Genomic DNA, 23,719 nt, shown 5'->3' with positions numbered 1-23,719 from the left:
CAATGTCTGATTGGGGCGGCTCCCTTTCTTCACGCCAATGTCTGCAAAAGCATTTCGCGCAAATGCGCTGCGCTGTTCCGGGTGAGTGTGCCAAAGGGGCCGCGCGCCGCCTCGGGCAAATGGTCGAAGGCCGGACCGTTGGTTTCAAACACCAGATTGTCGAACACCACCTTCCACGCTGCGCGCTGATCTTCGGGCAAATCGCGCAGGGTGAGCAGGCCGGAGAGCAAGGCGGTCATCGGCGATCCAAAATAAGCTGGCACATCGCGCCACCATGTGTTGACCATGACATTGACACTATCGAGCGATTCAACGCCATGCCACCACAAGGTCGGAATATAGATCGCATCGCCCGGTTCGAGAATGGCGGTCAATCCATGCGCCTCCGCCTCGCGATAGCGGGGAAAGCGCTCGAAATCAGGCGCGCGTATATCGACCAGACTGATCGGTTGGCCAGCAGGCGTCAGGTCGAGCGGGCCCATATAGAGGTTGGGCAATTGCTCGATGGGAAACAGGGTGAATTTGCGCCGCCCCGCCACCACGCAGGCGATGTTTTCGACATTGTCATAATGGGGCGCGGTCATCGTCCGGTTGCCGATCCAGATGGATTGCAGAAACTGGCTGGCCGGGATGAAGGGCGTGATGTCGTGGCTCTGGGCAAAACCGGGGAAATAACCGGCCAGCGCCAGCGATCCTGCGAACAGGGCGGATGGCTCGGCAAGGGCCGCCTCGGCGCGCAGGCGCGCGACAAAATCGGTGATGGGGGTCAGTTCCTTGCGATAGTTGAAGCTGGTATAGCCGGGCTCGTAGAAAAATCGCCCGCGATGAACCGGATCGCAGACAAAGTGAGGGATGGGAAGACCGGAGCTGATGGCGCAAAGATGATCAAGCAGGCCGTCAGGACCGAGCGGAACAGAAGGCCATGACGATATCACACCCTTCAACACGGCAGGCTGTGCCATCGGCTTTATTTCTTCGAGGAAAACCTGAGGCGTTACGTCAAAGTATTGCGACATATTATTCATATGATTATCTTTTCAAAATATTTTCGTGAATAATATTATATTTTTGGGATGGGTCAATCAATTATGGCAAATTTCGTTCCACTGGACTTTGCAGAACATCGCTTGCTGCGCCTTGCCAATGGCTATGGTGCGTCTTGGGGCGATGGGCTGGGCATGGTGGGTGTGGTGCCCACGGAAATTCCGGCTTTGGTCAATTCCTATCCGCTGTTTTTCCGCGTCTCTCCTATCACGGGTGCGTTTGAATTGGGCGCGATGCTGGGTTTTGCGGCGGAGGAAAATCTGTTTCTGGCCGACGATGGCTGGGATGCGGCCTATGTCCCGCTCGTGCGCCGCTGCGAACCCTTTGCCGTGCAGCAAAGCCCCGCCAATCCCGACCGCAACAGCCTGATGATCGACCTCGACAGTCCGCGTCTGACCCGCGCGGGCGGCGATGTGCTGTTCTTCTCCGATGGGCGCCCATCCGAACGTTTGCAGGCGATCATCGACTCCCTCGAAGCCTTGGTAAAGGGCGCGCCGCAGGGCAGCGCCTATGCGGCGGCCCTTGATGCGCTGGGTCTGATTGAGCCGGTCGATGTGCGGATCGATCTGGGCGGCGGGGTCAGCCATAATCCATCGGGCCTCTTTGCCATTGCCGAGGCGCGTCTGGCACAATTGTCCGCCGAGGCCTTGGCCGATCTGCACCGACAGGGCTATCTGGGCTGGGTCTATCAACAGGCGGCCTCGGTCGGCCAGATCGCCAATCTCATCCTGCGCAAAAACCGGGGGAGGGCGCCCCATGTCCTCTGATCCCCGCTCGATCGTCATCGTGGGCGGCGGTACGGCGGGGTGGCTGACCGCGGGTATTCTGGCGGGGCGCCTTGGCCTGCCTTCGCGCCGTGATCTGAGCATTACGGTGGTGGAATCGCCCGGTGTGCCCATTCTGGGCGTGGGCGAGGGCACATGGCCGACGATCCGCCAGAGCCTTCAGGTCATGGGCATCGGCGAGGCCGAATTTCTGGCGGCGTGCGATGCGGCCTTCAAGCAAGGCTCGCAATTCGTCGGATGGCGACAGAAGGGCGCGACGGGCGAGCACAGCTATATCCACCCCTTCACCCCGCCTCACCGCTTTGGCGAGGTTGATCTGGCTTCTGCATGGCTCGCCGCGCGATCGACCGGTTTCGATGAGGCCGTCTGCTTCCAGACCGCCCTGTGCCGCGCGGGCCTTGCGCCCAAGACGCGCAGCAGTCCGGAGTTTGAGGGCATCGGCAATTACGCCTATCACTTTGACGCGGGCAAAGTGGCCGGTTTCCTCAAGGAACACTGCATCGCGCGATTGGGCGTGCGCTATCTCTGCGACGATGTGGAAGGCTGCCGGATGGATGACGAGGGGGCAATTCTGGCCCTGCACACCGCCCGTCATGGCGAATTGGCGGGCGATTTCTTCTTGGATTGCAGCGGTCAGCATGGCGTGCTGATCGACCGGGTTTACAAGGTGCCGCTGGTCAATTGCCGCGATGTGCTGTTCGTCGATACCGCTCTGGCTATTCAGGTGCCCTATCCCGAACCCGACAGCCCGATTGCCTCGGTCACGCTGGCCAGGGCGCAGGAGGCGGGCTGGATCTGGGATATCGGCCTCACCACAAGGCGCGGCGTGGGCTATGTCTATTCCAGCCGATACAGTTCGGACGACGAGGCGCGCGAGCGGCTTGATCGCTATGTCCGCGCGTTTTCGGGGCGGCCCTTGCCCGCAGAGCCGCGCCGTATCGCCATCAATTCCGGCTATCGTGAGCGGTTCTGGGTGGCCAATTGCGCGGCCATCGGCGTGTCATCGGGCTTTGTCGAGCCGCTCGAAGCGTCCAGCATCGCGATGATTGAGGTGTCGGCCAACCATCTGGCCGAGCACCTGAGTTTTGACCGCGAGGTCATGGCGATTGAGGCAGGGCGATTTAACCGCAAGCTCGATCAAATATGGCGCGATGCCATCGACTTTCTCAAGCTGCATTATGTGCTGAGCGATCGCAGCGAGCCCTTTTGGGTGGCCAATCGTGACCCGCGCTCGATCCCGGCTTCCCTGCGCGACAATTTGCGGATCTGGCAAAACCGCCCGCCGATCGGTGGCGACTTTCCACTGACCTGTCAGTTGTTTGGCCCGGCCAGCTATCAATATATCCTCTATGGCATGCGCGATCCCGCTCCGTCTGATGCCGCCGTGACGGGCGGGGCGGGGGCTGGAAGCCACCATCGCGATCTGGAGGAGGTGAGGGCGTTGGCCGCTCGGTTTGGGCGGGTTCTTGGGCCAAACCGCGATTGGCTTGGCCAAGTGCAATCAAACTGATCGACCCGACTGCATCCCACGCCCCAGACAGGTCAGCGCCTCATCCAGCGCGGAGAGGAAGCGCGACCGGTCCGCCTTCGAAAAAGGCGGCGGCCCGCCGATGGCATCGCCCATGGCCCCGGCGCGCAGATCGGCCATGATTGCGCGGGTGGCAATCGCCCCGCCAATCGAACTGGCGGTAAAAGGCTTGCCCGTCGGCGCCAGAACCATCGCGCCCGCCTTGATCGCGCGATCGGCCAGCAGGATATCGGCGGTGATCACCACGCTGCCCGGTCCGCTGGCCTGTGCGATCCAGTCGTCGGCGGCGTCGAAGGAATCGCTGACGACCACGCGGCGCACCAGCGGATGATCCGGCACGCGGATCGGGCGATTGCTGACGATGGTGACCGGTACCTGATGGCGCAGCGCGACCTTGTAGATCTCCTCCTTCACCGGGCAGGCATCGGCGTCAACCAGGACGTGGCGTGATCCTGTGGCGGGGCTGAAATTGGGCGCGGAAATGGGATGAAACTCCGGCAAAGGCGCTCGACAATCCACGATGCCTTGCAAAACAGGCCGCGTGGGGATGTCGGGCAAATTGGATGGTTTGGCGCCTAAATTATATAGCGCCAAGTTGCCACGATAATCGCGCAATCTATTTTGTTCCGCTTAAATTGACTTTTGCAAAAGGCCCACCTATATGGAGCATTGCTAACGTCGCCTGCGACGGAATTTGACTCCGATTCGTTCGGTTATCCTTCCTTTCACATGCTGCCAGCTCCATCCGCGCTTTTGCGGGTGGGTTCTCTTGTTTTCGTGAAAAGGAAACACCCATGCCCATCGGCACCGTCAAGTTCTTCAATACTGACAAAGGTTATGGCTTCATTGCGCCCGAAGATGGCGGCAATGACAGCTTTGTCCACATCAGCGCGGTTCAGCACGCCGGAATGGCCACGCTGAACAAGGACCAGCGTCTCAGCTATGAGGTCGAAACCGATCGTCGCGGCAAGCAGTCCGCGGTCAATCTGGTTGCTGCCTGATCCCAATGTTCGCCGGTGTCCGCAGGGGCGCCGGTGACTGTCCGCCGCGTTTCGACGCGGCGGCCCGTGTCTGGCCTGCTTGATCCGCTCTGCGTGATCGCGGCCGGGCACGGGAAATGCAGCCCATAATGCCCTCTGCCCCGCCTCGGGCCGGGGAGGGCCGCTGCCTATTCAACCCAACCCATCCTTACGCGGCCAAGAGGCCGCCGCTTACCTGAGTTTTTGACAATCCATATGCTTACTATTCTGAAATTTATCGCTTCTTTGAAATCTTCTTCCATGCACCGCTCTTTTGCCAACCCGCTGCCGTCGGGCGTCCTCACCCCCGCCGAAATGCAGAGATTGGTGGCCGATATGGTGGATTGATTGAGCAATTGTCCCCAAGGGTGCGATCCCGTGGGGACTATTGACCGGACAATTGGCCCGATTTGGGCATCGTCCCCATAATAATCCCTATTTTTCGAAATTACCGGCCACCAACCATGGATTGGTAATTGGCGGACAGGGTGCCCCGCTAGTCACTCTTTTTCAAGACTTTGCAAGATGTCTGAAAGGGGGCCTTAAATATGTTGAGTAGCACCGAGAATTGACCCGGGTGGGTTTGGATTATGTGCTGCCCATGTCGGGCACGGTCAAGAGTTGGGTTTATCCCTTTCCGGCTTTCTCAACCGGCATCTCAACTGGGCAATCTCGTTTCACACGCTCGGAATAGCGGTCTGCCAATTGGTCTGCGTGGGGGCGGAACAGGACCGTGAAGCACATCAGTTCTTCGAACACAACGACGATACGATCGTAATAGGACGTGGGCTTCATGCGGCCCGTCTGAACGAATTCCGCATAGGCTTTGGCCAAAGAGGACTGGTTTGGAATGGTGAACATGCGCATTCAGCGGCCCAATATGCGCAAGGTATTGGCCGAATTGAAGGGCTGCGACCCGGCGCAGACCTGCATCACGGCCATTGTCCGCCCTTGGGTGGGACGCATGCCCTCCACCACCAGCCGCGAATAGGACCGCTCGCGCAAGCTGCCGTAGGGCAGAAGGAGGCGCGGTGGCGGGGCCAACGCCCCCAGCCCCAATGCCGGGCTACGATGAGCATATTCGGGCCTAAGCGCGGGCCTATGTCAGAACGCGCAGGCGGGAAAAGGCAGTCTCGTCCATTCTTCAAGCCCCCATCGGCGCGGTATCAGCAAACCAGCGCCGACCAATCCACAACGCCACGTTGACCAGCGTGATCAGCACCGGCACTTCGACCAGCGGGCCGATCACGGCGGCAAAGGCCACCGGCGAGGCGAGACCGAAAGCCGCAATCGCCACCGCGATGGCCAATTCGAAATTATTCGACGAAGCCGTGAAAGACAGGGCCGCCGCGCGCGGATAATCCGCTCCAGCCAGCTTCGCCAAAGCAAAGCTCAACAGGAACATCACGACGAAAAAGATCACCAGCGGCACGCCAACCTTGACCGCATCCATCGGCAAGGCGAGGATTTCGCCGCCTTTCAGGCTGAACATGGCGACGATGGTGAATAGCAGTGCCACCAGAGTCAAAGGACTGATCGCGGGGATGAAATGGTGCTCGTACCAATCCTGCCCCTTGCGCGCGATCAGGCTGCGGCGCACCAGATAACCGGCGGCAAACGGCACTCCGAGATAGGTGAGCACCGCCCGCGCGATCATCGGAAATTCCACGTTGACCACATGCGCCTGCAACCCGAATGCGGGCGGCAAGACAGTCAGCAGCAGCCAAGCATAGGGTGTGTAGAAGAAGATCTGAAACAAGGAATTGAACGCTACCAGCCCTGTCACATATTGCGGGTCGCCATGCGCCAATTGGTTCCAGACCAGCACCATCGCGATGCAGGGAGCGATGCCGATCAGGATCAGCCCGGTCATATATTCAGGTGAATTGGGCAGGAATGTCACCGCCAGTGCAAACATCAGCGCCGGACCGACAATCCATGCCAGCACAAAGGACAGGCTCAAGATCCGCGTATCGCGAAACACCTGTCCCAATTCCTCATACCGGACCTTGGCCAGCGGCGGAAACATCATCAGGATCAGCCCGATCGCAATCGGTATGCTGGTGCTGCCCACCGACAGGGCGTTCAATCCGGCCGGAACCGCAGGCACAAAATGGCCAAGGCCGATGCCCACAGCCATGGCCAAAAAGATCCACAGGGTAAGGTAGCGATCGAGAAACGACAGGCGGCTCACAACTTGAGCCTTTGGCCATCGGCGCCAACCACCTGCTCGCCGTCTTCTTTGGCAAAAGTGCCACGCTGCCGGGCAGGGATGATATCAAGCACTTCTTCCGATGGGCGACACAGCTTCACGCCCAGCGGCGAGACCACCAACGGGCGGTTTATCAGGATGGGATGCTCCATCATGGCATCGATTAACTGGGCATCGGTGAGGTCAGGATTGCCTAGGCCAAGTTCGGCAAATGGCGTCCCCTTTTCCCGAAGCAGAGCGCGCGGCGTGATGCCCGCCCGCGCGATCAGACTTTCCAGCATTCCGCGCGAGGGCGGGGTCTTGAGATATTCGACCACATGGGGTTCGATTCCGGCATTGCGGATCATCGCCAGCGCATTGCGCGAGGTGCCGCATTCGGGATTGTGATAGATAATGATATCGGTGGTCATGCCACACTCTCCTCGGGATCGGGGGTGATGATGGCGCCAGACGGCGGGCAGCAGACGTCATCCACACAAGGCAGGCCGCCGCAGCAGTTTTCAGTCAGATAGCCCATCAGTCCGTTCATAGCCGGATAGTTGGCGCTGTAGATGATCTGACGGCTTTGGCGGCGTTGCGTAACGAGGCCAGCATTGGCGAGCGCGGCCAGATGGAAGCTCATCGAGGATGAGACCATCCCCAATTTTTCAGCAATCACACCAGCAGGCAAACCTTCTTCGCCTGCCTGCACCAGCAGCCGAAAGGCGGCGAGCCGATGCTCTTGAGCAAGTGCTCCTAGTGAGCGAATGACTTCGGCAGCGTCCACCGGATTCTCCATAATTCGATAGGCATGGAAATATGGATGTGGCGGAGGAGAGTCAATTGATGATCGTCATTCATTTCGGACCAATTCGGAGTCCGCTGTTGCGCGATAAACGAAAGGGAACTTTGGTCGATAAAGGATGCCGAAGAGACTGTGCCCCTTATAGCGGCGGGCCAAACCCACATCACAAAACTTCATGCCGGAGCAGAAGTGAAAACAGCGGAAGGTATCGCGGCGCGCAGTGATATGCGGCTGTGTATCCCGGAGCGCAGTAGATAGCTTTGTCGGGCTTGGGGAAGCATCGACATGGCTGATATCGACATGGCTGATGCGGTGTGCCCGGCGCAAAAATAAAACCAGAATCATTCCCGGGAGGGTTCCAAACCATGAAGCTTCATCTCCTTTCGAGCACCGCCTTTGTTCTGTGCGCGGCAGCCCCGGCCTATGCGGCCGATGCAGCAAACCCGCCGCCTGCCGCAGACATCATCGTGACGGGGACGCGCCTGACCGGGATGCGCGCGCAGGATAGCGCGGCGCCGGTTCAGGTGGTCGGGGTGCAGGCCCTGCAAAATGTAGGTCCGCCTGATCTTGGACCGGCGCTTTCGGCATCGCTGCCTTCGCTGAATTTTCAGGGCTTTGGCAATGATACGGCCAATCTCACGCTTTCTGCGGCGCTGCGCGGCATCAGCCCGAACGAAACGCTGGTGCTGATCAACGGCAAGCGTCGCCATACCACGGCCAACCTCGCTGTTGCGGGGGGCAGCCCCTATTCCGGCAGCGCCACGACCGACCTGAGCTTCGTTCCGGTGGCATCGATCCAGCGGGTCGAAGTGTTGCAGGATGGCGCGGCGGCCCAATACGGGTCGGATGCGATCGCGGGCGTGGTCAATATCATCACCAAGACGGCGGATCATGGCGGCATGGTGACCGCCTCGGGCGGGAAAAACTACGAAAACGGCGGCGCCACCGCTTCGGCCGCGATCAATGCGGGCATGAAGCTGGGCGAAAACGGCTTCATCAACCTGACCGGCGAGTACAAGTTTCACGACTTCACCCAGCACGGCACCTGCGACCGCCGTTATTTCGACCCGCAGTGCAATATCACCGCGACCAATCCGGTTATCGTCGCCGGTCTCAAGGCGTCGGATGGGTTCCCCCGGGTCAACCGCATCAATGGCGATGCGCGCTACACCATCTACAACGTGAGCTTCAGCGCGGGCTATGATCTGGGCAGCGCGCAGCTTTATGCTTTCGGCAGCTATGGCAACCGCAGCGCGCGCTCGAACCAGAACTATCGCGTCGGTAACCGCGTCTCCGGCACGACGACCACGGGGACGACCGTCTATCCCTTGCCCAATGGTTTTACCCCGCAGGAAGGCGTGCGTGAGGAAGACTTCTCGCTGACCGCCGGCATCAAGGGCCAGACAGCCGGGTGGAACTATGACCTCTCGGGCACCTATGGCCGCGACACGGTCAAGCTCTACACGCTGAACTCGGCCAACCGTGGCCTGTTTTCGGCCCTCCAGTCGACCAGCGCCACGCCGCTTACCGGGTTGCAGCGCGATTTCTATGACGGTCAGTTGTCGAACAGCGAATGGGCGGCCAACCTCGACCTCAACCGTGAATTCGAAGTGGGCTTTGCCAAGCCGATCACGCTGGCTCTGGGCGCCGAGTATCGCCGCGACACCTATGCCATCGGTGAGGGCGAGTGGGCCGCCAATGCCTATGGCGGCGGTCAGGGCTATCAGGGTTTTGCCGAAACCGACGCGGGGGTGTTCAGCCGCACCGGCTATGCCCTTTATGCCGACCTTGCCGCCGATCCGGTGGCGGGCCTGCATACCGACCTTGCGGGGCGCTATGAGCATTTCTCCGACTTCGGATCGGTCACGACGGGTAAACTGACCGCCCGCTATGACTTCTCGCCCGCCTTCGCCCTGCGCGGCACTGTCGCCAACGGGTTCCGCGCGCCCAGCCTGGCCGAAGAGCATTATTCGTCGGTCAATGTCGGGCCGGGCTATGTCTACGGCCAGTTCCCGGCCAATTCGGCCTCCTCGCAACTGCTGGGCTTCTCGCAGCTCAAGCCCGAGCGGTCGACCAACCTGTCGCTCGGAATCGTCGCCCATCCAGCGCCCAAGCTGCAATTGACGCTCGATGCCTATCAGATCAGCATCAAGCATCGCATCGTCGGATCGGGCGACATCTTCGGCTCCAACGGATCGACGGTGGTGTCTCAGGCCGTGCTTGATGCCCTGTCGGCACGCAAGATTTCGGTGGCGGATGCAACGTCCTATGCCGGTATCGACATCTTCACCAACGGGGCCGACACCCGCACCTGCGGGGTTGAGGCAACCGCCAATTATGCCAGCGATTTTGGCGAGGCCAATCACGTCGACTGGTCGCTGGGGGTGAACTATAACAAGACCGAGATCACCAACATCATCGATCTGCCTGCGGCGGTCTATAACGCCAGCCAGGGTCAGACCAAGCTGATGACGCAATATGCGATGGATGCGCTGACCACGGCCTCGCCTCGGGTCAAGGCGATTGCCAACGCATTGTGGAGCCACGGTCCGCTCAAGGTGAACCTGCGCGAGACGATGTATGGCGTCACCAGCCAGCACTTCAGCCCCGATGGCTCCGGGCAGTGCAGCAGCGCGCAATTGGTCCGGATCGGCACGACCTTCATTACCGATCTCGACATCGGCTATGCGTTGACGCCAAAGCTTCGGTTCAATGCGGGCGCGAACAACCTGTTCAACAAGCAGGCGCCAACGATGCCGACCGTCACCGTCAATGGCACGCAGCGGCCGCTGCTCAACAATATCTACAATGCCGCGATCGCCTTTACGCCCTGGGGCATCAACGGCGGTTACTATTACGGGCGGGTTACCTACAACTTCTGAGGCTGGGCGGGGCCGTTCCGCAAGATGTTGCGGGGCGGCCCTTGCGCTGCCAGACTATGGACATGTGGGGGAATTGACCCCGCCCGGAGAGCGGCATGACCGATCCTGTTGAGCAAGCGGCCGCAGCCCTCGCCGACAATCCCGCGCAGGCAAGCCGACTGGCGCAGGCGCTGGTCATGCAAAACGCGGCCGATCCGCGACCCCGGTTGATCCTCGCTTCGGCCTTGCGCCGTCTGGGCAAGCCGGGCGAGGCGCTGCCGCTGCTTGTCGCGCTGGCGGCGAAGTGGCCCCGTGCCGCCCGCACGCGTTATGAACTGGGCCTGTCGCTCTCGCTGCTGGGGCGCGAAGAGGAGGGCATAGCGCATCTGGAGGCGGCGGTTGCCATCGAGCCGGGGCTGGTGGAGGCGTGGGAAGCCCTGTCGAACACGGCCTTTGCGCTAGGGCGCTATGCAACCGAAGCGCAGGCGCAAGCGAGGCTGGCGCGGCTGTCCATTGCCGACCCCCGGCTTGCCGCAGCGGCCGAGGCGGTGGCGCTGGGCCGCTATGCGGATGCCGAGCCGGTTTTGCGGGACTATCTGGCAAGTCATCCCGATCACATCGAAGCCTTGCGCCTGCTCTCCGACTGCCTCTCTGTCGCCGGGGCGCATGAACAGGCCGAAGCGCTCCTGCGCCATGCCCTGACGATTCAGCCCGAGCTCGCCCCGCTGCGGTTTGCTCTCGCGCGGGCCTTGTTTGCGGCGCAGCGGGCCGAAGCGGCCCTGCTCGAACTGGCGCCGCTGGAGCGAGAGGATCCGGGCAACCCGGCCTATCGCAACCTGCGGGGGGCCTGTCTTGCGCTGCTGGGCGATGAGGCGGGCGCGGCGACGATTCAGGGCGAGCTGGCGGCGTGCTATCCTGCCAACCCGCGCATTGCGGTGAACCTCGGGCACGCGTTGCGCACGCGCGGCGATCGCGACGGCGCGATTGCCGCATACCGTCGCGCCGCCGCGCTGCAGCCGACGAACGGCGAGGCGTGGTGGAGTCTGGCCAACCTCAAGATCGGCGTACTGGGCGATGCGGATGAAAGCGAGATGCGCCGTATTCTGCAGAGGCCGGATCTGGATGAGAGGGATCGCATGCGATTGTCCTATGCGCTGGGCCGGTTGCTTGAGGATGCGGGGCGTTTTGCCGAGAGTTTCAAACATTATGCAGCAGGAGCAGCATTCGCCCTTCGGCAGCGCCAGGCACTCACGCCTGACTATGGGCAATTGGCCGCCGAAATCGGCGCGCTCTTTTCCGAGGAGTTCTTCGCCTTCCGATCGGGCTGGGGAGCAGCGAGCGCCGCGCCGATTTTCGTCCTCGGCCTGCCTCGGTCGGGCTCGACGCTGGTGGAGCAGATCCTCGCTACGCACCCGGATATCGAAGGCACGATGGAATTGCCCTATATGGGAAGCATCGCCGGTCGTCTGGCGGCCACAGGCCCGGATGCCGTCTCCCGCCTGACCGAGCCGGAGGTGCGGGCGCTGGGTGAGGAATATCTGGCGCAGGCGGAGATTCACCGCCGATTGGGGCGGCCACACTTTATTGACAAGATGCCGAATAACTTCCGCCACGTGGGGCTGATCCGGTTGATCTGGCCGAATGCGAGGATCATCGATGTGCGGCGCCATCCGATGGCAGCGGGATTTTCGTGTTTCAAGCAGCTCTTCGCCAAAGGCCACGACTATTCCTACGATCTGGCCGAGGTAGGTATGTACTATCGGTTCTATCTGTTCGCGATGCAGCACTTTGCCAGGGTCCAGCCGGGCAAGATCTATACGCAGGTCTACGAGGACCTCGTCGCAGAACCCGAGACACAGATTGCCGCGCTGCTCGATGCGGCAGGAGTGGACTTCGCGCCGGAATGCCTACGCTTTCACGAGAACCGGCGGGCCGTGCGAACCGTCAGTTCGGAACAGGTGCGACAACCGATCTATCGTTCCGCCCTTGAGCATTGGCGCCATTACGAGGCATTTCTTGGGCCACTAAAGCAGGCCTTAGGGGATGTTGGTTCAAACTGGCACTGAACGCCATTGAGGAACGAGCATCGGCTTGGACCGAACGCCCATGCGCGCACGGAGGTTTTGTCAAAGCAGCCTCGGCGCTGGACTATTTCAACCCTATCCTTTGGAACGGCAGGCTGAAGCTGCGCCAGATGGATCAGCGCCTCATGGGCGGCGACAAAGACCTCCATGATGCCCGCCGCCTCGACCAGATCCAGATTGTCGGGCAGGGGCAGCGCCATACGATAATCAAGGCGGGCCAGTTCGGCATAGGCCCCGCCGCCGGCAATGCCCATCACCCGGTCGCCTACCTTATAGCCGGGCACATTGCGGATCTGGAGAACATCGGCATCGCCAAATGCGTCGAATTGAATGGCTTTCATTGGCCCCCTCCCGTCTGGCGCCCAGTGTTGCGGCCGCGATCGCCGAGGCCGTGATCGCGGCGGGGAAACCGACGTAGAACGGAAGATGCGTGATCAGCGCCCCCAGTTCCGCTCTGGTCACGCCATTTGGGCAAGCACTATGTTATCCCCATTGCCCATGCGCTGATGGAGCAGCACCCGGATTTCAGCATCGAACTGGACCTGACCGAGCGGTTGGCTGCCCCTGTGCTGGAGCGGCTGGATGCGGTGAGCCGGTTCCGACAGCCCGGTCAGCGACCGGGAAAGTCCGATCTGGCGGCGCAAGCGAACAGAACTATTCTCCGTCAAAACCTTGAGCTATCGTGTGCCTCATGATCACCCGTCTTGCCGTTGCCGGCTATCGATCCTTGCGCGATGTGGTTCTGGAACTGGGCCAGTTGACGCTGATCACCGGCGGCAATGGGAGTGGCAAATCCAGCCTCTATCGATCATTGCGTTTGTTGTCTGAAGCCGCCCAAGGGCGCCTGATCGCCACGCTGGCTGGCGAGGGCGGCTTGTCATCGACAATGTGGGCCGGGCCGGAAAAGTTCAGTCGCGAGATGCTGAGCGGCCGGCAACGCATAACCGGCACGGTGCGGTCCGGCCCGGTAAGCCTGCGCCTTGGCTTCTCCGGCGAGGATTTCGGCTATGCCATTGATCTTGGCCGCCCCGAACCGATGCACCCATTCCAGCATGACCCGGAGATCAAGGTCGAGGCAATGTGGACCGGCGAGGTGCTGGGGCGGGCGAACCTGTTTGCCGAGAGGCGGGGGCCCGCGGTCAGCCTGCGTTCCTCCGCCACCGGGGAATGGCGCAGCGCCTTCGCCAATCTGTCCGCATTTGACAGCATGGTCACCCATTGCGCCGATCCGGTCGATGGGCTGGAATTGCTGCTGATGCGTGAGCGGATGCGCAACTGGCGCTTTTACGACAGCCTGCGCACTGATGCCGAAGCCCCAGCTCGACGCCCGCATGTGATGACTTACACGCCGGTGTTGGGCGCGGATGGGGCGGATTTAGCCCCCGCCATCGCCACAATTCAGGCTATCGGGGATGGCGATACCTTTGCCGAAGCCATTGACGATGCCTTCCCCGGATCGCGGATCGAGATTGATGGCGATGAATATGGCATGACGGTGATGCACCAGCGCGGCCTGTTGCGCCCGTTCGAGGCCAAGGAACTGTCGGATGGCACCTTGCGCTATCTGCTGTTGGTCACCGCGCTGCTTTCTCCGCGCCCGCCCGAGATTATGATCCTCAATGAGCCGGAGGCCAGCCTGCATCCCTCCCTGCTCGACGCGCTGGCCCGCCTTTTGATCGAGGCATCGCGCCGCAGCCAGATTGTGCTGGTGTCGCACAGTGATCGGCTGATTGCTGGCCTGCGCAGGGCAGGGGAGCTTCAGGAAATCCGTTTGTCAAAAACCATGGGCGAAACTCATGTCGAGGATCACGATGCCCCGCGCTGGACATGGCCAAAGCGCTGAGATTGCATGCAGGAGCATGGGATGACTGTCCGCTACCACCCCCTTGGCAAGGAACGCTTCACGGTGGAGCGCACGTTCGAAGGGGAGCAGATCCGGATCAAGGCCAAACGTCAGATTGTTCCGATGCTTTTCCTTCCAGTTTGGCTGGCTGGATGGACGGCGGGGGGTATCGCAGCCATCACCCAACTCATCCAACATTTCGAGCCGTTTCTGGTTTTCTGGCTCTGCGGATCGGTGTTCTCTATCCCGTGCCGCGCGGTACCGACCAGCCGCACCAATCAGGCCTGATAGAAGCGCGCTCTCGACCATTCCAGCAGATCAGAATCATCTTGCAGTACGGGTGGCAGCCATAGAAAGTGTCCAGATTATCCTGAACTGACCATTCAAGACGGAGAAATGGGTTGTTCAAGGGCGTTGAGGCGTAACCGCAATCATGACGATAGGTTGGTGCCCGCTTCAGCTTCTCTCAGCTTGCGCTGTTTTGTTTCTGTTTGCCTGTTGGCAGCGCCTGGTCAATGAGGTGCCGGAAATTGCGGATCGTTTCCGCCTCGAAAGACTGGTCGGGCATGGCATAGCCGTGGACTGAATTGAGGCCGAGTGTCCTGTAGGCCAGCAGGCCGTAGAGCCACACGAAGGCGAAGTAGACCCGCTCCGCTTCGGCTGCGTCCAGAGGGCGGCCAACGAATGCCGCAGCGCGCTCTAGATAGAGGACAACGATCCGGCGGGACATCTTGCTGATCCGGTTCCAGCAATCGTCACCGGCGATGTGACGGCGAATGGCCGAGCGCAACAGACCCGCATGGCGCTGGAAATTGGCCATGGCGCTGCGGGCCAGGATTTCGGACAAAGCATCGAAAGCTATCGACGGATCGTTGAGCTGCTGTACCGCACCGCTTTCGCGCCGTTCCAGCATGTCATCAATCAAATAATTGAAAAAATTCTCTTTTGTTCCGAATCGGTGGTAAAAGCTGCCGTTGGACGTGCCGGATGCCCCCACGATGTCGCGGATCGAGATCTGGTCAATATCCCTTTCGTCGAGGAGGCGCAGGGCCACATCAACCATCTGCCGATGACTGGTCAGGCTGCGCTGCTGGACGGGTGGCCTGGGAGGGAGCGGAGCGCTGACTGTGGCGGACATGACACCATAGTCCATCCTTCCAAAAGATAGTCAAGCATCCGGCGAACTTTCCGCTTGCGCAAAAATAGACCCCGTGCTCTAGTTTTTCCAATCAAAAATGAAACAGAACCTTGTGGAGAGGTGCATTATGGCGGCCACGCAGTCCGCAGTCGGCAATCCGCCGCGCCAAGGCGCGCTGGGGCTTGCGCTCGTCATCCTCGCCCTGATGGTGGAGGGTTTCGACCTCCAGACAGCCAATCTGGCCGGTCCCTCGATCATGGCGGCCTTCGACATCACCCGCGCCCAGCTTGGCCCTCTGCTCAGCGCCAGCCTGTTCGGCATCCTCGTCGGCGCCACGCTGGTCGCCCCGCTCGGCGATAAATTTGGGCGCAAGCGCCTCCTGGTGATCGCCAGCGCAACCTATGGCCTGCTCTCGCTGCTCGCGGCCGCTGCAGTATCTCTTGAACAGCTCGCGGTGCTGCGTTTCTTCATCGGTGTCGGCCTTGGTGTTGTAATGCCCAATGGTCTGGCCATGGCCGGAGCCCTCTATGCGGGGCCGCGCCATGCCAGCGCGACAGCCTTCGCCGGCATCGGCATCACGCTCGGCGGTGTGGTGGCTGGCACGACGGCGGCGCATGTTCTGCCGATTTATCACTGGCAGGGCCTGTTCGTCGTCGGCGGCGTGCTGCCGCTCGTCATCGCCGCCATCATCGCGGTAGCGCTGCGCGAAGTCCCGCCTGCCGCAGATCAGGCGCCGCGCCATCCACGCGGGATGATCGGCACGATCCTCGCCCCGTCGATGCGCGCCACCACGCTGATGGTGTGGCTCATGTTCGTCTTCATTGCGCTCAACATTCATCTGCTCGCGAGCTGGATTCCATTGCTTATGAAAGGCTCGGGCCTGTCGACCTCCGCTGCCGCGCTGGTCACTTCCGGTTTTCACGCAGGAGGGGTTGTAGGCGGCATTGTCGCGAGCCTGTGGCTGCGACGCGCGGGCTGGCATGCGGTAGCCATCTTCGCCGGCGGCGCGGCGCTTACCATGACCGCTCTGGCCTTGCTGCCGGTCGGCGGGGTGATCACGGTTCTGCTCATCGCCTGCGCGGGCTTCTTTGTCACGGGCATCCAGAACGGCGTGAACGGCACGGCAAGCGCGCTCTATCCGCCGGAGAGCCGGGCAACCGGTCTTGGCTGGGCGCTGGGCGTTGCGCGCATCGGGGCGATCATGGGGCCGATGGTCGGCTCGCTCGCCTCGCTTGCCGGGCTTGATCGGGGCGGCCATTTTTTCCTGATCCCGGCAGCCGCTCTGCTCATTGTGCTGGTGCTCGCCACCTTCGTGGCCCGTCGGGTCGGGCAGGAGCTCGACCACGCCTGAGCTGTCACGGAGACCAAGCCTGAAAAAATGCAGTCGGAAAGGGAGTGGAGCTACATGAAGACCACCAGATCCATATTGCTCAAGTCTGCCGGATGGCTGGCCATGGCATTCGCGGCGGCGCCCGCGGCTTTCGCGCAGCAGGCAGGCGGCAGTGACGCGGCGGCACAGGCTGTCCCGGCCGTCCCAGATCGCAAGGTAGAGGAAATCATCGTCACCGCGCAGTTCCGCCGCCAGAACCTGCAACGCACCCCGATTGCCATCACCGCCGTTTCGGGCGAGATGATGCAGGCCCGCAGCCAGGTTTCCATCGCCGATGTTGCGGCGCAGACCCCGTCCGTCACGCTCAAGCCCAATTCGGCCAATTACGGCTCGTCGCTCGCCGCCAACATCCGCGGTGTCGGCCAGTTTGACTTCCACCCTGCGCTTGAGCCGGGCGTGGGTCTCTATGTCGACGATGTTTATTATGCGACGCTGACCGGCTCGGTCCTCGATTTGCTCGATCTTGATCGCGTTGAGGTGTTGCGCGGCCCTCAGGGCACGCTCGCAGGCAAGAACTCGATCGGCGGCGCCATCAAACTTTATTCCAAGCGGCCGACCGGGGACAACAGCGGTTATGTTTCCGGTACTTATGGCTCGCGCAACCGTTTCGACCTGCGCGCCATGGCCGACATCGGAATCGCTCAAGACCTCTCCTTCCGCCTGACCGGCGTCACCCGCTCGCAGGACGGCTATATCGAGCGTCGCGACTATGGCTGCGACCATCCGGGGCAGGGCATCCCGGCCACCCGTGATGCGCCCAACTGCGTTCTGTCCCGTCAGGGAGAGGTGGGTTACTGGGCGACGCGCGCTGCGCTGCGCTACAAGCCGTCGAGCAACCTCGAGGTCAACATCATCGGTGACTATACGGCCGAGAAGCACGAGATTGCCGGTGGTGTTCTGACTTACGCCAACTACAAGGGCGCGGGCGATGTGAACCCGTTTGCCACGCCCATCCCGTTCGATTCCCGCTTCATCTGCGGCCGCTACTGCAATTATTCCACCTATACTTCGCCCGCCGACGGCGCGCTTGCCGCCTCGACGATCCCCGGCCGCCTCGATTACACCGGCTGGGGCCTCTCCGGGCAGGTCGAATGGAAGCTTGCCGACAATATCCAGCTTGTGGGCATCACCGCCTATCGCAAATATGACGAGACTTTCTCCAATGAGGACGACCTGTCGCCGATGTCGGTGGTGCTGGGCGGTCCGAACAACGTCAAGTTTCACGCCTGGAGCAATGAGCTGCGCCTGACGGGCGACACGCTCGGCCATCGCCTGCATTACACGTTGGGCGGCTATATGATCGACCAGGAGAGCTTTTACGTCTCGCGTCAGGACATCCGCTATGCGGTCCCCGCGCTGGTCTTCGTCTCGGGCGATCCGGTTCCGGCCAAAAGCCGCGCCGTCTTTGCCCACGCCGCCTATGACCTTACCGACAAGCTCACCCTGACCGGCGGCATCCGCTATACCAAGGAAGAGAAGAATTACACCTTCCGCCGCCGGGACCGTGACGGCAATCTGCTCGGCGGCCAATATACAACGCTGGACGGCAAGACCGGCAATTACAGCGGCGACAATGTCGATTATCGCGCCAACATTTCCTATCAGATCACCCCGCGCATCAACACCTATGTACAGTGGTCGACGGGCTTCAAGGGAGGCGGTGTCAACCCACGGCCTTATTCGGCCTCGCAGGTCGTGAACTTCAATCCGGAGAAGCTTTCGACATGGGAAGTGGGCCTGAAGAGCGATCTGTTTGATCGCCGCGTCCGTCTGAACCTTGCCGCCTATACCTCGGACTACAAGGACATCCAGCTCACGCTGAACAGTTGCCCGCAGTATAACCCGCCCGGCGTCACCTTGCCCTGCGCCATGCCCGCCAACGTCGGCACCGCGCGCATCAAGGGCTTCGAGGCGGAAAGTTCGATACGCCTGTTCGGCGGCCTCATGTATGACGGCGCGATCAGTTATACCGACTTCGCCTATAAGACCATCGCCCCCCAGGCCGGGGGCGCGGGCAATCCCAATGGCGTGCAGTTCGGCATGGTGCCGCCCTATACGCCGAAGTGGAAATGGAGCTCGGGCATCCAGTATGAGATCGATGCGCATTCTATCGGTTCGTTTACGCCGCGCTTCGACATCTCGCACCAGTCCACGATCTGGGGTGTCGCGGTCAATTCGCCGCGCACGCAGATCAACGCCTATACGCTCGCCAATGCGCGGCTGACCTGGCGCAACCCCAAACGCGATCTTGAGGCTTCGCTGGAAGTCACCAATCTCTTCAACCAATATTATTACCTCACCGCCTCGGAAGTCTCGGTGACGACCGGCGTCGCCAATGCGCAGCCGGGCAGGCCGCGCGAATGGGCGATCACCGTCAGGAAAAGCTTCTGATCCGAGCGCCGGAGGAAACGCCCGCGCGCTTCCCCCGGTTCTTTCTCCCCCGGTTCTTTCTCTAACGCCTTAAGGACAGCATCCCCCATGAGCCATGAATTGAAGACGGGCGGTGATCGCGGCTATCTGCGCATCGCCACCGAGGAGGCCTTCGCCACGAGAGAGCAGGTCGATGCCTATCTGCGGATGTTGCGCGACGGCACAGCGGATAAGGGCATGACATCGCTCTGGGGCTTTTATGGTCAGTCGCCCTCGGCGCGCACTGTACAGGTTATGGAGCGCCTGCTTGATGTGGGTGAGCGCCGCATCGCCGACATGGATGCCCACGGCATTGACAAGGCGATCCTCGCGCTCACCGCGCCCGGTGTTCAACCGCTGCATGATCTCGATGAGGCAAAGGGCATCGCGCGACGCGCTAATGATTTCCTCGCCGAACGCTGCGCCGCCTATCCTGACCGGTTCATCGGCATGACCGCCGTTGCGCCGCAGGATCCCCATTGGTCAGCCGAGGAAATCCGTCGCGGCGCGCGCGAACTGGACTTCAAGGGCGTTCAGATCAACAGCCACACCCAGGGCGAATATCTCGACGAGGCCAAGTTCGACCCGATCTTCCGTGCCCTCGCCGAGACCGGTCAGCCTCTTTATATCCATCCCTCGACGCCGCCGGATTCGATGATCGGCCCCATGCTGGAGGCTGGCCTCGACGGCGCCGTCTTCGGCTTCGGCGTCGATACCGGCATGCATCTTCTGCGCCTCATCACCACCGGTATCTTTGACCGCTATCCCGATCTCCAGATCATGGTCGGTCACATGGGCGAAGCGCTGCCTTATTGGCTCTATCGTCTCGACTACATGCATCAGGCGGGCGTGCGGTCGCAGCGTTACGAGCGGCTGAAGCCACTCAAGAAAACCATCGCCGAATATATGCGCTCCAACGTGCTGATCACGAACAGCGGCGTGGCTTGGGAACCTGCTGTGCGTTTCGCCCAGCAGGTCGTGGGCGAGGACCGCATTATGTATGCGATGGACTATCCCTATCAGGTGGAAGAGGCCGAGGTCCGGGCCATGGACAATCTCGACATCGCGCCCGAGGTCAAAAAGAAGTTTTTCCAGACCAACGCCGAGCGCTGGTTCAAGCTTTAGGAAAAGCCGATGCCCACTGCCATCTCCACCGTGCGTGATGCGGCCTATGCGATCTTTCGCCACTTTGGCGTGGACGCCCTGTTCGGCAATCCAGGCTCGACCGAACTGCCGATGCTTCAGGCAATGCCGGACGACATTACCTATGTGCTCGGTCTCAACGAGGCGGTGGTGGTGGCCATGGCCGATGGCTACGCGCAGGCGACGCGCCGCCCTGCGCTCGTCAATCTTCATTCGGCGGCAGGCACCGGCAATGGCTTGGGGAGTCTTTTTACGGCCTATCGCGGCTGTGTGCCGCTGGTCGTCACGGCGGGGCAGCAGGCTCGCTCGCTGCTGCCACAGGACCCGTTCCTCGGCGCAGAGCGGGCGACAGAGTTCCCCCGACCTTACGTGAAGTGGGCGGCCGAACCATTGCGTGCGCAGGATGTGCCTGCCGCGCTCGTCCGCGCTTTCCAGATCGCGCTGACGCCGCCCATGGGGCCAGTGTTCGTTTCCATTCCGGTCGACGACTGGGACCGGGAATGTGTGATGCCGACCTTGCCGCAATTATCGCTGCGCACTCTGCCCGATCCCTCGGGCATCGCCGATATGGCAGCAATGCTTGACGGCGCCCGGCGGCCTGCACTGGTGCTTGGTGCAGGCATCGCCCGGTCGGGTGCGTGGGGGGAATGCATCGCCTTTGCCGAGAAAATCCGCGCCGATGTCTGGGTTGCGCCGCTCACCGGGCGCGAGATTTTTCCCGAGACACATCCGCGCTTTGCCGGCTTCTTGCCGGGGTATGAGGAGCGGCTGGTGAAGATGTTGGAGAACCATGACATCGTCGCTGTGCTCGGCGCTCCCGCCTTCACCTGGCACGCCGAGAGTGATGCTGTCGCGTGGCCGGAGGGAGTTTCTCTCGCGCTGCTGAGTGACGACCCGCAGCATCTTGCCACACTGCGCGCAGGCATCGGTGTGCTTGGTGATGTCCGGGCAGGGATAGCCGCGCTAACCGAGAAGGTCGCGCAGCGGGATACGCCGCGCGCTCCTGCCCGGGCGCCCACCGCTCCTGCAGCGCCCGCGCTGACCCCTGCCTTTGTCATGGCACGCATTGCAGCGTTGAGGCCTGCGGGCACGATTATCGTCGAGGAAGCACCGACAGCACGCGACGCGCTGCACGATCATCTGCCGATCACCGAAGAGGGTGGCTTTTACACCACGTCGGCCGGGGGGCTTGGTTACGGCCTGTCTGCCGCAGTCGGCATTGCTCGCGCGCAACCCGATCGCAAGCTCGTCTGCCTGCTCGGTGACGGATCGGCCATGTACACCAGTCAGGGCCTGTGGAGTGCGGCAAACCAAGGCGCCAACATCAGCTTCATCATCCTCAACAATGTCGGCTATGAAGCGCTCAATAACTTCGCCCGCCGCTTTGGGCTCGATCAGCTTCCAGGCACGGTGGTCGAGGGGCTTGATTTCGTTGCACTTGCCGCTGCGCACGGCGTCTCGGCCCATCGCGTTACCCAAACGGAGGAGCTAGATGCGGCCTTGCTTTGGTCGTTACAGATGCAGGGGCCGACCCTGGTGGAGATACGACTGACTTGAAACGATCAAGGCCGGGGTTGAACAATACGCATGATCACGAAACGTATGTTCGATTTTTGGACCGGCAAGTGATGCAAACAGCGCTGATATAATTCCCGGTGAGCCATAGATGCCGGATCGTAATTACGGTTGTGCTATCACCTCACAAACTTCCCTGCATTGTCCGTGCTTTCGCGCGGAAGGCGGCGAGTTCGGCCTGATCGACATATCCGTCATGATTGGTGTCAGCCTTGTCGAACATTGTGGTCGGCGCATTCACCATCTCGGCGCGCGTTACCGCGCCGTCATGATTGACATCGTCTGACGCAACCATCGCGTCGATCTTTGCTTTCGCCGCCGGGAAGCGCGCAGCGCGCGGGAAATCGGCGGCACTCACGACGCCGTCGCCATTGCGGTCGAGCTGGGCGAAATGAGCGTTGCGCGCAGCAACGAATTCCGTCCGGCTGATGCGGCCGTCATGGTCGGTATCGGCACCCGCGAACAGGTCTGCCATCCGGCCGCCCGTTTGCGCATGGGCGGCGACCGGCACGAGAAGCGCTGCGGCGACCGGGATCATATATGTCTTCATGATGCTGTCCTTGAAATGCCGGCTCACCGCGCGGGGGCGGGAGGCCTGTAGGGAGGGGCGCGAGCTGGTTATTGCTGTCCGGTCGAGCCCGAGACGGTTGCGTGGCCACCGGCGGGGCCGGTGACGGTCGAGTTGAAGCTGCCGCCGCCGTTCGGATTGGCGGTTGCGCTGGTGGAGCGGCCCCAGGTCGTGCCGTTGTTGGTGGTGTGCGTGGCGCCGCCCGAATAGACGCCGTTCGACCAGCTGCCGCCGCGCGTTGTCGTCACGCCATGGCCGCCATTGGTCTGGATGCTCCGGGTAGCAGCGACACTGCCGGGCTGGCGGTTGATGCTGCGGGAGACGTTCAAGCCGCGACCGCCTGAACCCTGGACCGAAAAATGACCGCCGCGCGCCCGTGCGTCGGCGGCCGAGGCACCGACTGCGATCATGCAGGTGCTGGCCGCGATCATGATGAAAGTCTTCATGTCGATACTCCTTGTACGAGGCGGACGGGGGCTGTCCGACGCCGCGCAATGTGGAGACCGGGCGTAAGCCGCAGATGAGCGGCACATGAGCGTTTGTGAAGAAATGTAAGCGGGGCCGATCGCTGCTTTCCCTCGCGCCTGCGGGCAAGCATGATGGCGAGCATGGACAGCCAGACCGTCATTGCCGTCGTGGAAGATGATCCCGAGATTGGTCCGCTCGTTGCCGGCCTGTTGCGCCGCGAAGGGTTTGAGGCCGAACTCTGCCCGACTGGGGACGCCTTCGACCGCCTGCGGGCGCGCCGGCGCATCGATCTTGCCGTGCTCGACGTCATGCTGCCGGGCGAAGATGGCCTTTCCATCTGCCGCAGGCTGAGCGCTGAAGGCGAGATACCGGTGCTGATGGTCACCGCGCGCGGCGATGATATCGACCGCATCGTCGGCCTGGAGATCGGCGCCGACGACTATCTCCCTAAGCCGTTCAACCCGCGCGAGCTGGTCGCGCGCGTCCGGGCGGTCCTGCGGCGCACACGCGATCGGCATCGTGTGGCGCCTGCATCGGTCCCGGAGGAGCGCTGGCGCTTCAGGGGCTTTGTCATGGATATGAGCCGGCGGAGCTTGGCGGACCCTGCCGGTGCCGATGTCGAGCTGACCGGCGGCGAGTTCGACCTGCTCGCAGCCTTCGTTCGTCACCCGCGGCGTGTGCTCTCACGGGATCAGTTGCTCGACTGGACACGAGGGCGCGACGCCCAACCCTTCGACCGCGCGATCGACGTTCAGGTGGGCAAGCTGCGCCGTAAGCTCGAAACCCATCCGGCGGGTGACGGACTGATCAAGACGGTGCGCGGCGGGGGCTATTGCCTTGCCGCCCATGTCGAGGAGAATTGAACGCC

Annotated in this window: 24 protein-coding genes and 1 pseudogene; 13 read left to right on the top strand and 12 right to left on the bottom strand. The window is 61.8% G+C overall.

Translation table 11 applies throughout. The annotated features are described in order from the left end of the window. Positions 1–29: 29 nt before the first annotated feature. Positions 30–1,016 carry a cupin-like domain-containing protein gene (locus BGP00_RS05440; RefSeq protein WP_292924526.1) on the bottom strand — a complete coding sequence of 329 codons (987 nt, stop codon included), beginning with the start codon at positions 1,014–1,016 and terminating at the stop codon, positions 30–32. Between the two features lie 72 nt (positions 1,017–1,088). On the opposite strand from BGP00_RS05440, the gene BGP00_RS05435 reads away from it, so the two are divergent. Next, entirely contained in the window at positions 1,089–1,811 is a 723-nt protein-coding gene (locus tag BGP00_RS05435; RefSeq protein ID WP_292690204.1) for a SapC family protein, read from the top strand. Then, positions 1,801–3,339: a tryptophan halogenase family protein gene (locus BGP00_RS05430; RefSeq protein ID WP_292690206.1), complete on the top strand. Its 1,539-nt coding sequence runs from the start codon at positions 1,801–1,803 to the stop codon at positions 3,337–3,339. The genes BGP00_RS05435 and BGP00_RS05430 overlap by 11 nt, the downstream gene beginning before the upstream one ends. Here the strand turns inward: BGP00_RS05430 and BGP00_RS05425 are convergent. Then, positions 3,331–3,840 (bottom strand): YaiI/YqxD family protein, encoded by a 510-nt coding sequence (locus BGP00_RS05425; RefSeq protein WP_292690240.1) that lies wholly within the window; start codon positions 3,838–3,840, stop codon positions 3,331–3,333. The two genes, BGP00_RS05430 and BGP00_RS05425, sit on opposite strands and share 9 nt — an antisense overlap. A 311-nt stretch (positions 3,841–4,151) precedes the next feature. On the opposite strand from BGP00_RS05425, the gene BGP00_RS05420 reads away from it, so the two are divergent. Next, positions 4,152–4,358: a cold-shock protein gene (locus tag BGP00_RS05420; RefSeq protein ID WP_292925720.1), complete on the top strand. Its 207-nt coding sequence runs from the start codon at positions 4,152–4,154 to the stop codon at positions 4,356–4,358. A 234-nt stretch (positions 4,359–4,592) separates the two neighbouring features. After that, a complete protein-coding gene (locus BGP00_RS05415; RefSeq protein WP_282599798.1) occupies positions 4,593–4,724 on the top strand; it encodes a hypothetical protein in 132 nt (43 codons plus the stop codon). A gap of 279 nt (positions 4,725–5,003) precedes the next feature. Here BGP00_RS05415 and BGP00_RS05410 read toward each other — a convergent pair. From BGP00_RS05410 to BGP00_RS05390, 5 genes and pseudogenes are all read right to left on the bottom strand, one after another. Beyond that, a pseudogene (locus BGP00_RS05410) lies at positions 5,004–5,435 on the bottom strand (hypothetical protein). Between the two features lie 85 nt (positions 5,436–5,520). Then, positions 5,521–6,570, bottom strand: coding sequence for an ACR3 family arsenite efflux transporter (gene arsB, locus BGP00_RS05405; protein WP_168604653.1), 1,050 nt, complete (start codon positions 6,568–6,570; stop codon positions 5,521–5,523). Beyond that, positions 6,567–6,998 (bottom strand): arsenate reductase (glutaredoxin), encoded by a 432-nt coding sequence (arsC, locus tag BGP00_RS05400; RefSeq protein ID WP_292694084.1) that lies wholly within the window; start codon positions 6,996–6,998, stop codon positions 6,567–6,569. Before arsC ends, arsB begins: the two co-directional genes overlap by 4 nt. Beyond that, positions 6,995–7,354, bottom strand: coding sequence for a metalloregulator ArsR/SmtB family transcription factor (locus tag BGP00_RS05395; RefSeq protein WP_172249319.1), 360 nt, complete (start codon positions 7,352–7,354; stop codon positions 6,995–6,997). Before BGP00_RS05395 ends, arsC begins: the two co-directional genes overlap by 4 nt. A 66-nt stretch (positions 7,355–7,420) precedes the next feature. Beyond that, entirely contained in the window at positions 7,421–7,717 is a 297-nt protein-coding gene (locus BGP00_RS05390) for a hypothetical protein (RefSeq protein WP_292694079.1), read from the bottom strand. 20 nt (positions 7,718–7,737) lie between these two features. On the opposite strand from BGP00_RS05390, the gene BGP00_RS05385 reads away from it, so the two are divergent. Both BGP00_RS05385 and BGP00_RS05380 read left to right on the top strand, forming a co-directional pair. Then, complete coding sequence (locus BGP00_RS05385; RefSeq protein ID WP_292694076.1) at positions 7,738–10,254, top strand: TonB-dependent receptor; 2,517 nt, start codon at positions 7,738–7,740, stop codon at positions 10,252–10,254. 95 nt (positions 10,255–10,349) lie between these two features. Continuing rightward, entirely contained in the window at positions 10,350–12,299 is a 1,950-nt protein-coding gene (locus BGP00_RS05380; RefSeq protein WP_292694073.1) for a tetratricopeptide repeat-containing sulfotransferase family protein, read from the top strand. On the opposite strand, the gene BGP00_RS05375 is transcribed toward BGP00_RS05380, so the two are convergent. Next, entirely contained in the window at positions 12,236–12,658 is a 423-nt protein-coding gene (locus tag BGP00_RS05375; RefSeq protein WP_292694070.1) for a hypothetical protein, read from the bottom strand. The genes BGP00_RS05380 and BGP00_RS05375 overlap by 64 nt on opposite strands. 117 nt (positions 12,659–12,775) lie before the next feature. Beyond that, complete coding sequence (locus BGP00_RS05370; RefSeq protein WP_292925719.1) at positions 12,776–12,961, bottom strand: hypothetical protein; 186 nt, start codon at positions 12,959–12,961, stop codon at positions 12,776–12,778. A 47-nt stretch (positions 12,962–13,008) separates the two neighbouring features. On the opposite strand from BGP00_RS05370, the gene BGP00_RS05365 reads away from it, so the two are divergent. Together BGP00_RS05365 and BGP00_RS05360 are read left to right on the top strand one after the other, a co-directional pair. Further along, entirely contained in the window at positions 13,009–14,160 is a 1,152-nt protein-coding gene (locus BGP00_RS05365) for an AAA family ATPase (protein WP_292694068.1), read from the top strand. Positions 14,161–14,181: 21 nt separating this feature from the next. After that, the gene (locus tag BGP00_RS05360) at positions 14,182–14,448 is read left to right on the top strand and encodes a hypothetical protein (RefSeq protein ID WP_292694065.1); all 267 of its coding nucleotides are present in this window, start codon (positions 14,182–14,184) and stop codon (positions 14,446–14,448) included. A 178-nt stretch (positions 14,449–14,626) separates the two neighbouring features. Here BGP00_RS05360 and BGP00_RS05355 read toward each other — a convergent pair whose 3' ends face one another. Continuing rightward, entirely contained in the window at positions 14,627–15,298 is a 672-nt protein-coding gene (locus BGP00_RS05355; RefSeq protein ID WP_292694062.1) for a TetR/AcrR family transcriptional regulator, read from the bottom strand. A 127-nt stretch (positions 15,299–15,425) separates the two neighbouring features. Between BGP00_RS05355 and BGP00_RS05350 the strand changes: the two genes are divergently transcribed. From BGP00_RS05350 to mdlC, 4 genes are all read left to right on the top strand, one after another. Continuing rightward, positions 15,426–16,649 carry an MFS transporter gene (locus BGP00_RS05350; protein ID WP_292694059.1) on the top strand — a complete coding sequence of 408 codons (1,224 nt, stop codon included), beginning with the start codon at positions 15,426–15,428 and terminating at the stop codon, positions 16,647–16,649. A 54-nt stretch (positions 16,650–16,703) separates the two neighbouring features. Continuing rightward, positions 16,704–19,079, top strand: a complete 2,376-nt coding sequence (locus BGP00_RS05345; RefSeq protein WP_292694056.1) for a TonB-dependent receptor — start codon at positions 16,704–16,706, stop codon at positions 19,077–19,079. A 99-nt stretch (positions 19,080–19,178) separates the two neighbouring features. Beyond that, positions 19,179–20,222, top strand: a complete 1,044-nt coding sequence (locus tag BGP00_RS05340) for an amidohydrolase family protein (RefSeq protein ID WP_292925718.1) — start codon at positions 19,179–19,181, stop codon at positions 20,220–20,222. Between the two features lie 9 nt (positions 20,223–20,231). Continuing rightward, positions 20,232–21,797 (top strand): benzoylformate decarboxylase, encoded by a 1,566-nt coding sequence (mdlC, locus tag BGP00_RS05335; RefSeq protein ID WP_292694051.1) that lies wholly within the window; start codon positions 20,232–20,234, stop codon positions 21,795–21,797. A gap of 142 nt (positions 21,798–21,939) precedes the next feature. On the opposite strand, the gene BGP00_RS05330 is transcribed toward mdlC, so the two are convergent. Both BGP00_RS05330 and BGP00_RS05325 read right to left on the bottom strand, forming a co-directional pair. Then, a complete protein-coding gene (locus BGP00_RS05330; RefSeq protein WP_168604667.1) occupies positions 21,940–22,365 on the bottom strand; it encodes an EF-hand domain-containing protein in 426 nt (141 codons plus the stop codon). Positions 22,366–22,433: 68 nt separating this feature from the next. Further along, the gene (locus BGP00_RS05325; RefSeq protein WP_292694047.1) at positions 22,434–22,829 is read right to left on the bottom strand and encodes a hypothetical protein; all 396 of its coding nucleotides are present in this window, start codon (positions 22,827–22,829) and stop codon (positions 22,434–22,436) included. 162 nt (positions 22,830–22,991) lie between these two features. Between BGP00_RS05325 and BGP00_RS05320 the strand changes: the two genes are divergently transcribed. Continuing rightward, entirely contained in the window at positions 22,992–23,714 is a 723-nt protein-coding gene (locus BGP00_RS05320; RefSeq protein ID WP_292694044.1) for a response regulator, read from the top strand. Positions 23,715–23,719: the final 5 nt, after the last annotated feature.

This window comes from Novosphingobium sp. 63-713, from assembly GCF_001898925.1.
GTDB lineage: Bacteria > Pseudomonadota > Alphaproteobacteria > Sphingomonadales > Sphingomonadaceae > Novosphingobium.
Note: the sequence above shows the minus strand (reverse complement) of the source record. Positions and strands in the feature narration are given on the sequence as shown.

Coding starts and splice junctions, on each gene's coding strand:
- BGP00_RS05380 (WP_292694073.1), top strand. CDS start 10,350: ATGACCGATCCTGTTGAGCAAGCGGCCGCAGCCCTCGCCGACAATCCC.
- BGP00_RS05420 (WP_292925720.1), top strand. CDS start 4,152: ATGCCCATCGGCACCGTCAAGTTCTTCAATACTGACAAAGGTTATGGC.
- BGP00_RS05375 (WP_292694070.1), bottom strand. CDS start 12,658: ATGAAAGCCATTCAATTCGACGCATTTGGCGATGCCGATGTTCTCCAG.
- BGP00_RS05350 (WP_292694059.1), top strand. CDS start 15,426: ATGGCGGCCACGCAGTCCGCAGTCGGCAATCCGCCGCGCCAAGGCGCG.
- BGP00_RS05430 (WP_292690206.1), top strand. CDS start 1,801: ATGTCCTCTGATCCCCGCTCGATCGTCATCGTGGGCGGCGGTACGGCG.
- BGP00_RS05345 (WP_292694056.1), top strand. CDS start 16,704: ATGAAGACCACCAGATCCATATTGCTCAAGTCTGCCGGATGGCTGGCC.
- mdlC (WP_292694051.1), top strand. CDS start 20,232: ATGCCCACTGCCATCTCCACCGTGCGTGATGCGGCCTATGCGATCTTT.
- BGP00_RS05365 (WP_292694068.1), top strand. CDS start 13,009: ATGATCACCCGTCTTGCCGTTGCCGGCTATCGATCCTTGCGCGATGTG.
- BGP00_RS05385 (WP_292694076.1), top strand. CDS start 7,738: ATGAAGCTTCATCTCCTTTCGAGCACCGCCTTTGTTCTGTGCGCGGCA.
- BGP00_RS05320 (WP_292694044.1), top strand. CDS start 22,992: ATGGACAGCCAGACCGTCATTGCCGTCGTGGAAGATGATCCCGAGATT.
- BGP00_RS05440 (WP_292924526.1), bottom strand. CDS start 1,016: ATGTCGCAATACTTTGACGTAACGCCTCAGGTTTTCCTCGAAGAAATA.
- BGP00_RS05435 (WP_292690204.1), top strand. CDS start 1,089: ATGGCAAATTTCGTTCCACTGGACTTTGCAGAACATCGCTTGCTGCGC.
- BGP00_RS05360 (WP_292694065.1), top strand. CDS start 14,182: ATGACTGTCCGCTACCACCCCCTTGGCAAGGAACGCTTCACGGTGGAG.
- BGP00_RS05325 (WP_292694047.1), bottom strand. CDS start 22,829: ATGAAGACTTTCATCATGATCGCGGCCAGCACCTGCATGATCGCAGTC.
- BGP00_RS05330 (WP_168604667.1), bottom strand. CDS start 22,365: ATGAAGACATATATGATCCCGGTCGCCGCAGCGCTTCTCGTGCCGGTC.
- BGP00_RS05355 (WP_292694062.1), bottom strand. CDS start 15,298: ATGTCCGCCACAGTCAGCGCTCCGCTCCCTCCCAGGCCACCCGTCCAG.
- BGP00_RS05415 (WP_282599798.1), top strand. CDS start 4,593: ATGCTTACTATTCTGAAATTTATCGCTTCTTTGAAATCTTCTTCCATG.
- arsC (WP_292694084.1), bottom strand. CDS start 6,998: ATGACCACCGATATCATTATCTATCACAATCCCGAATGCGGCACCTCG.
- BGP00_RS05390 (WP_292694079.1), bottom strand. CDS start 7,717: ATGATTCTGGTTTTATTTTTGCGCCGGGCACACCGCATCAGCCATGTC.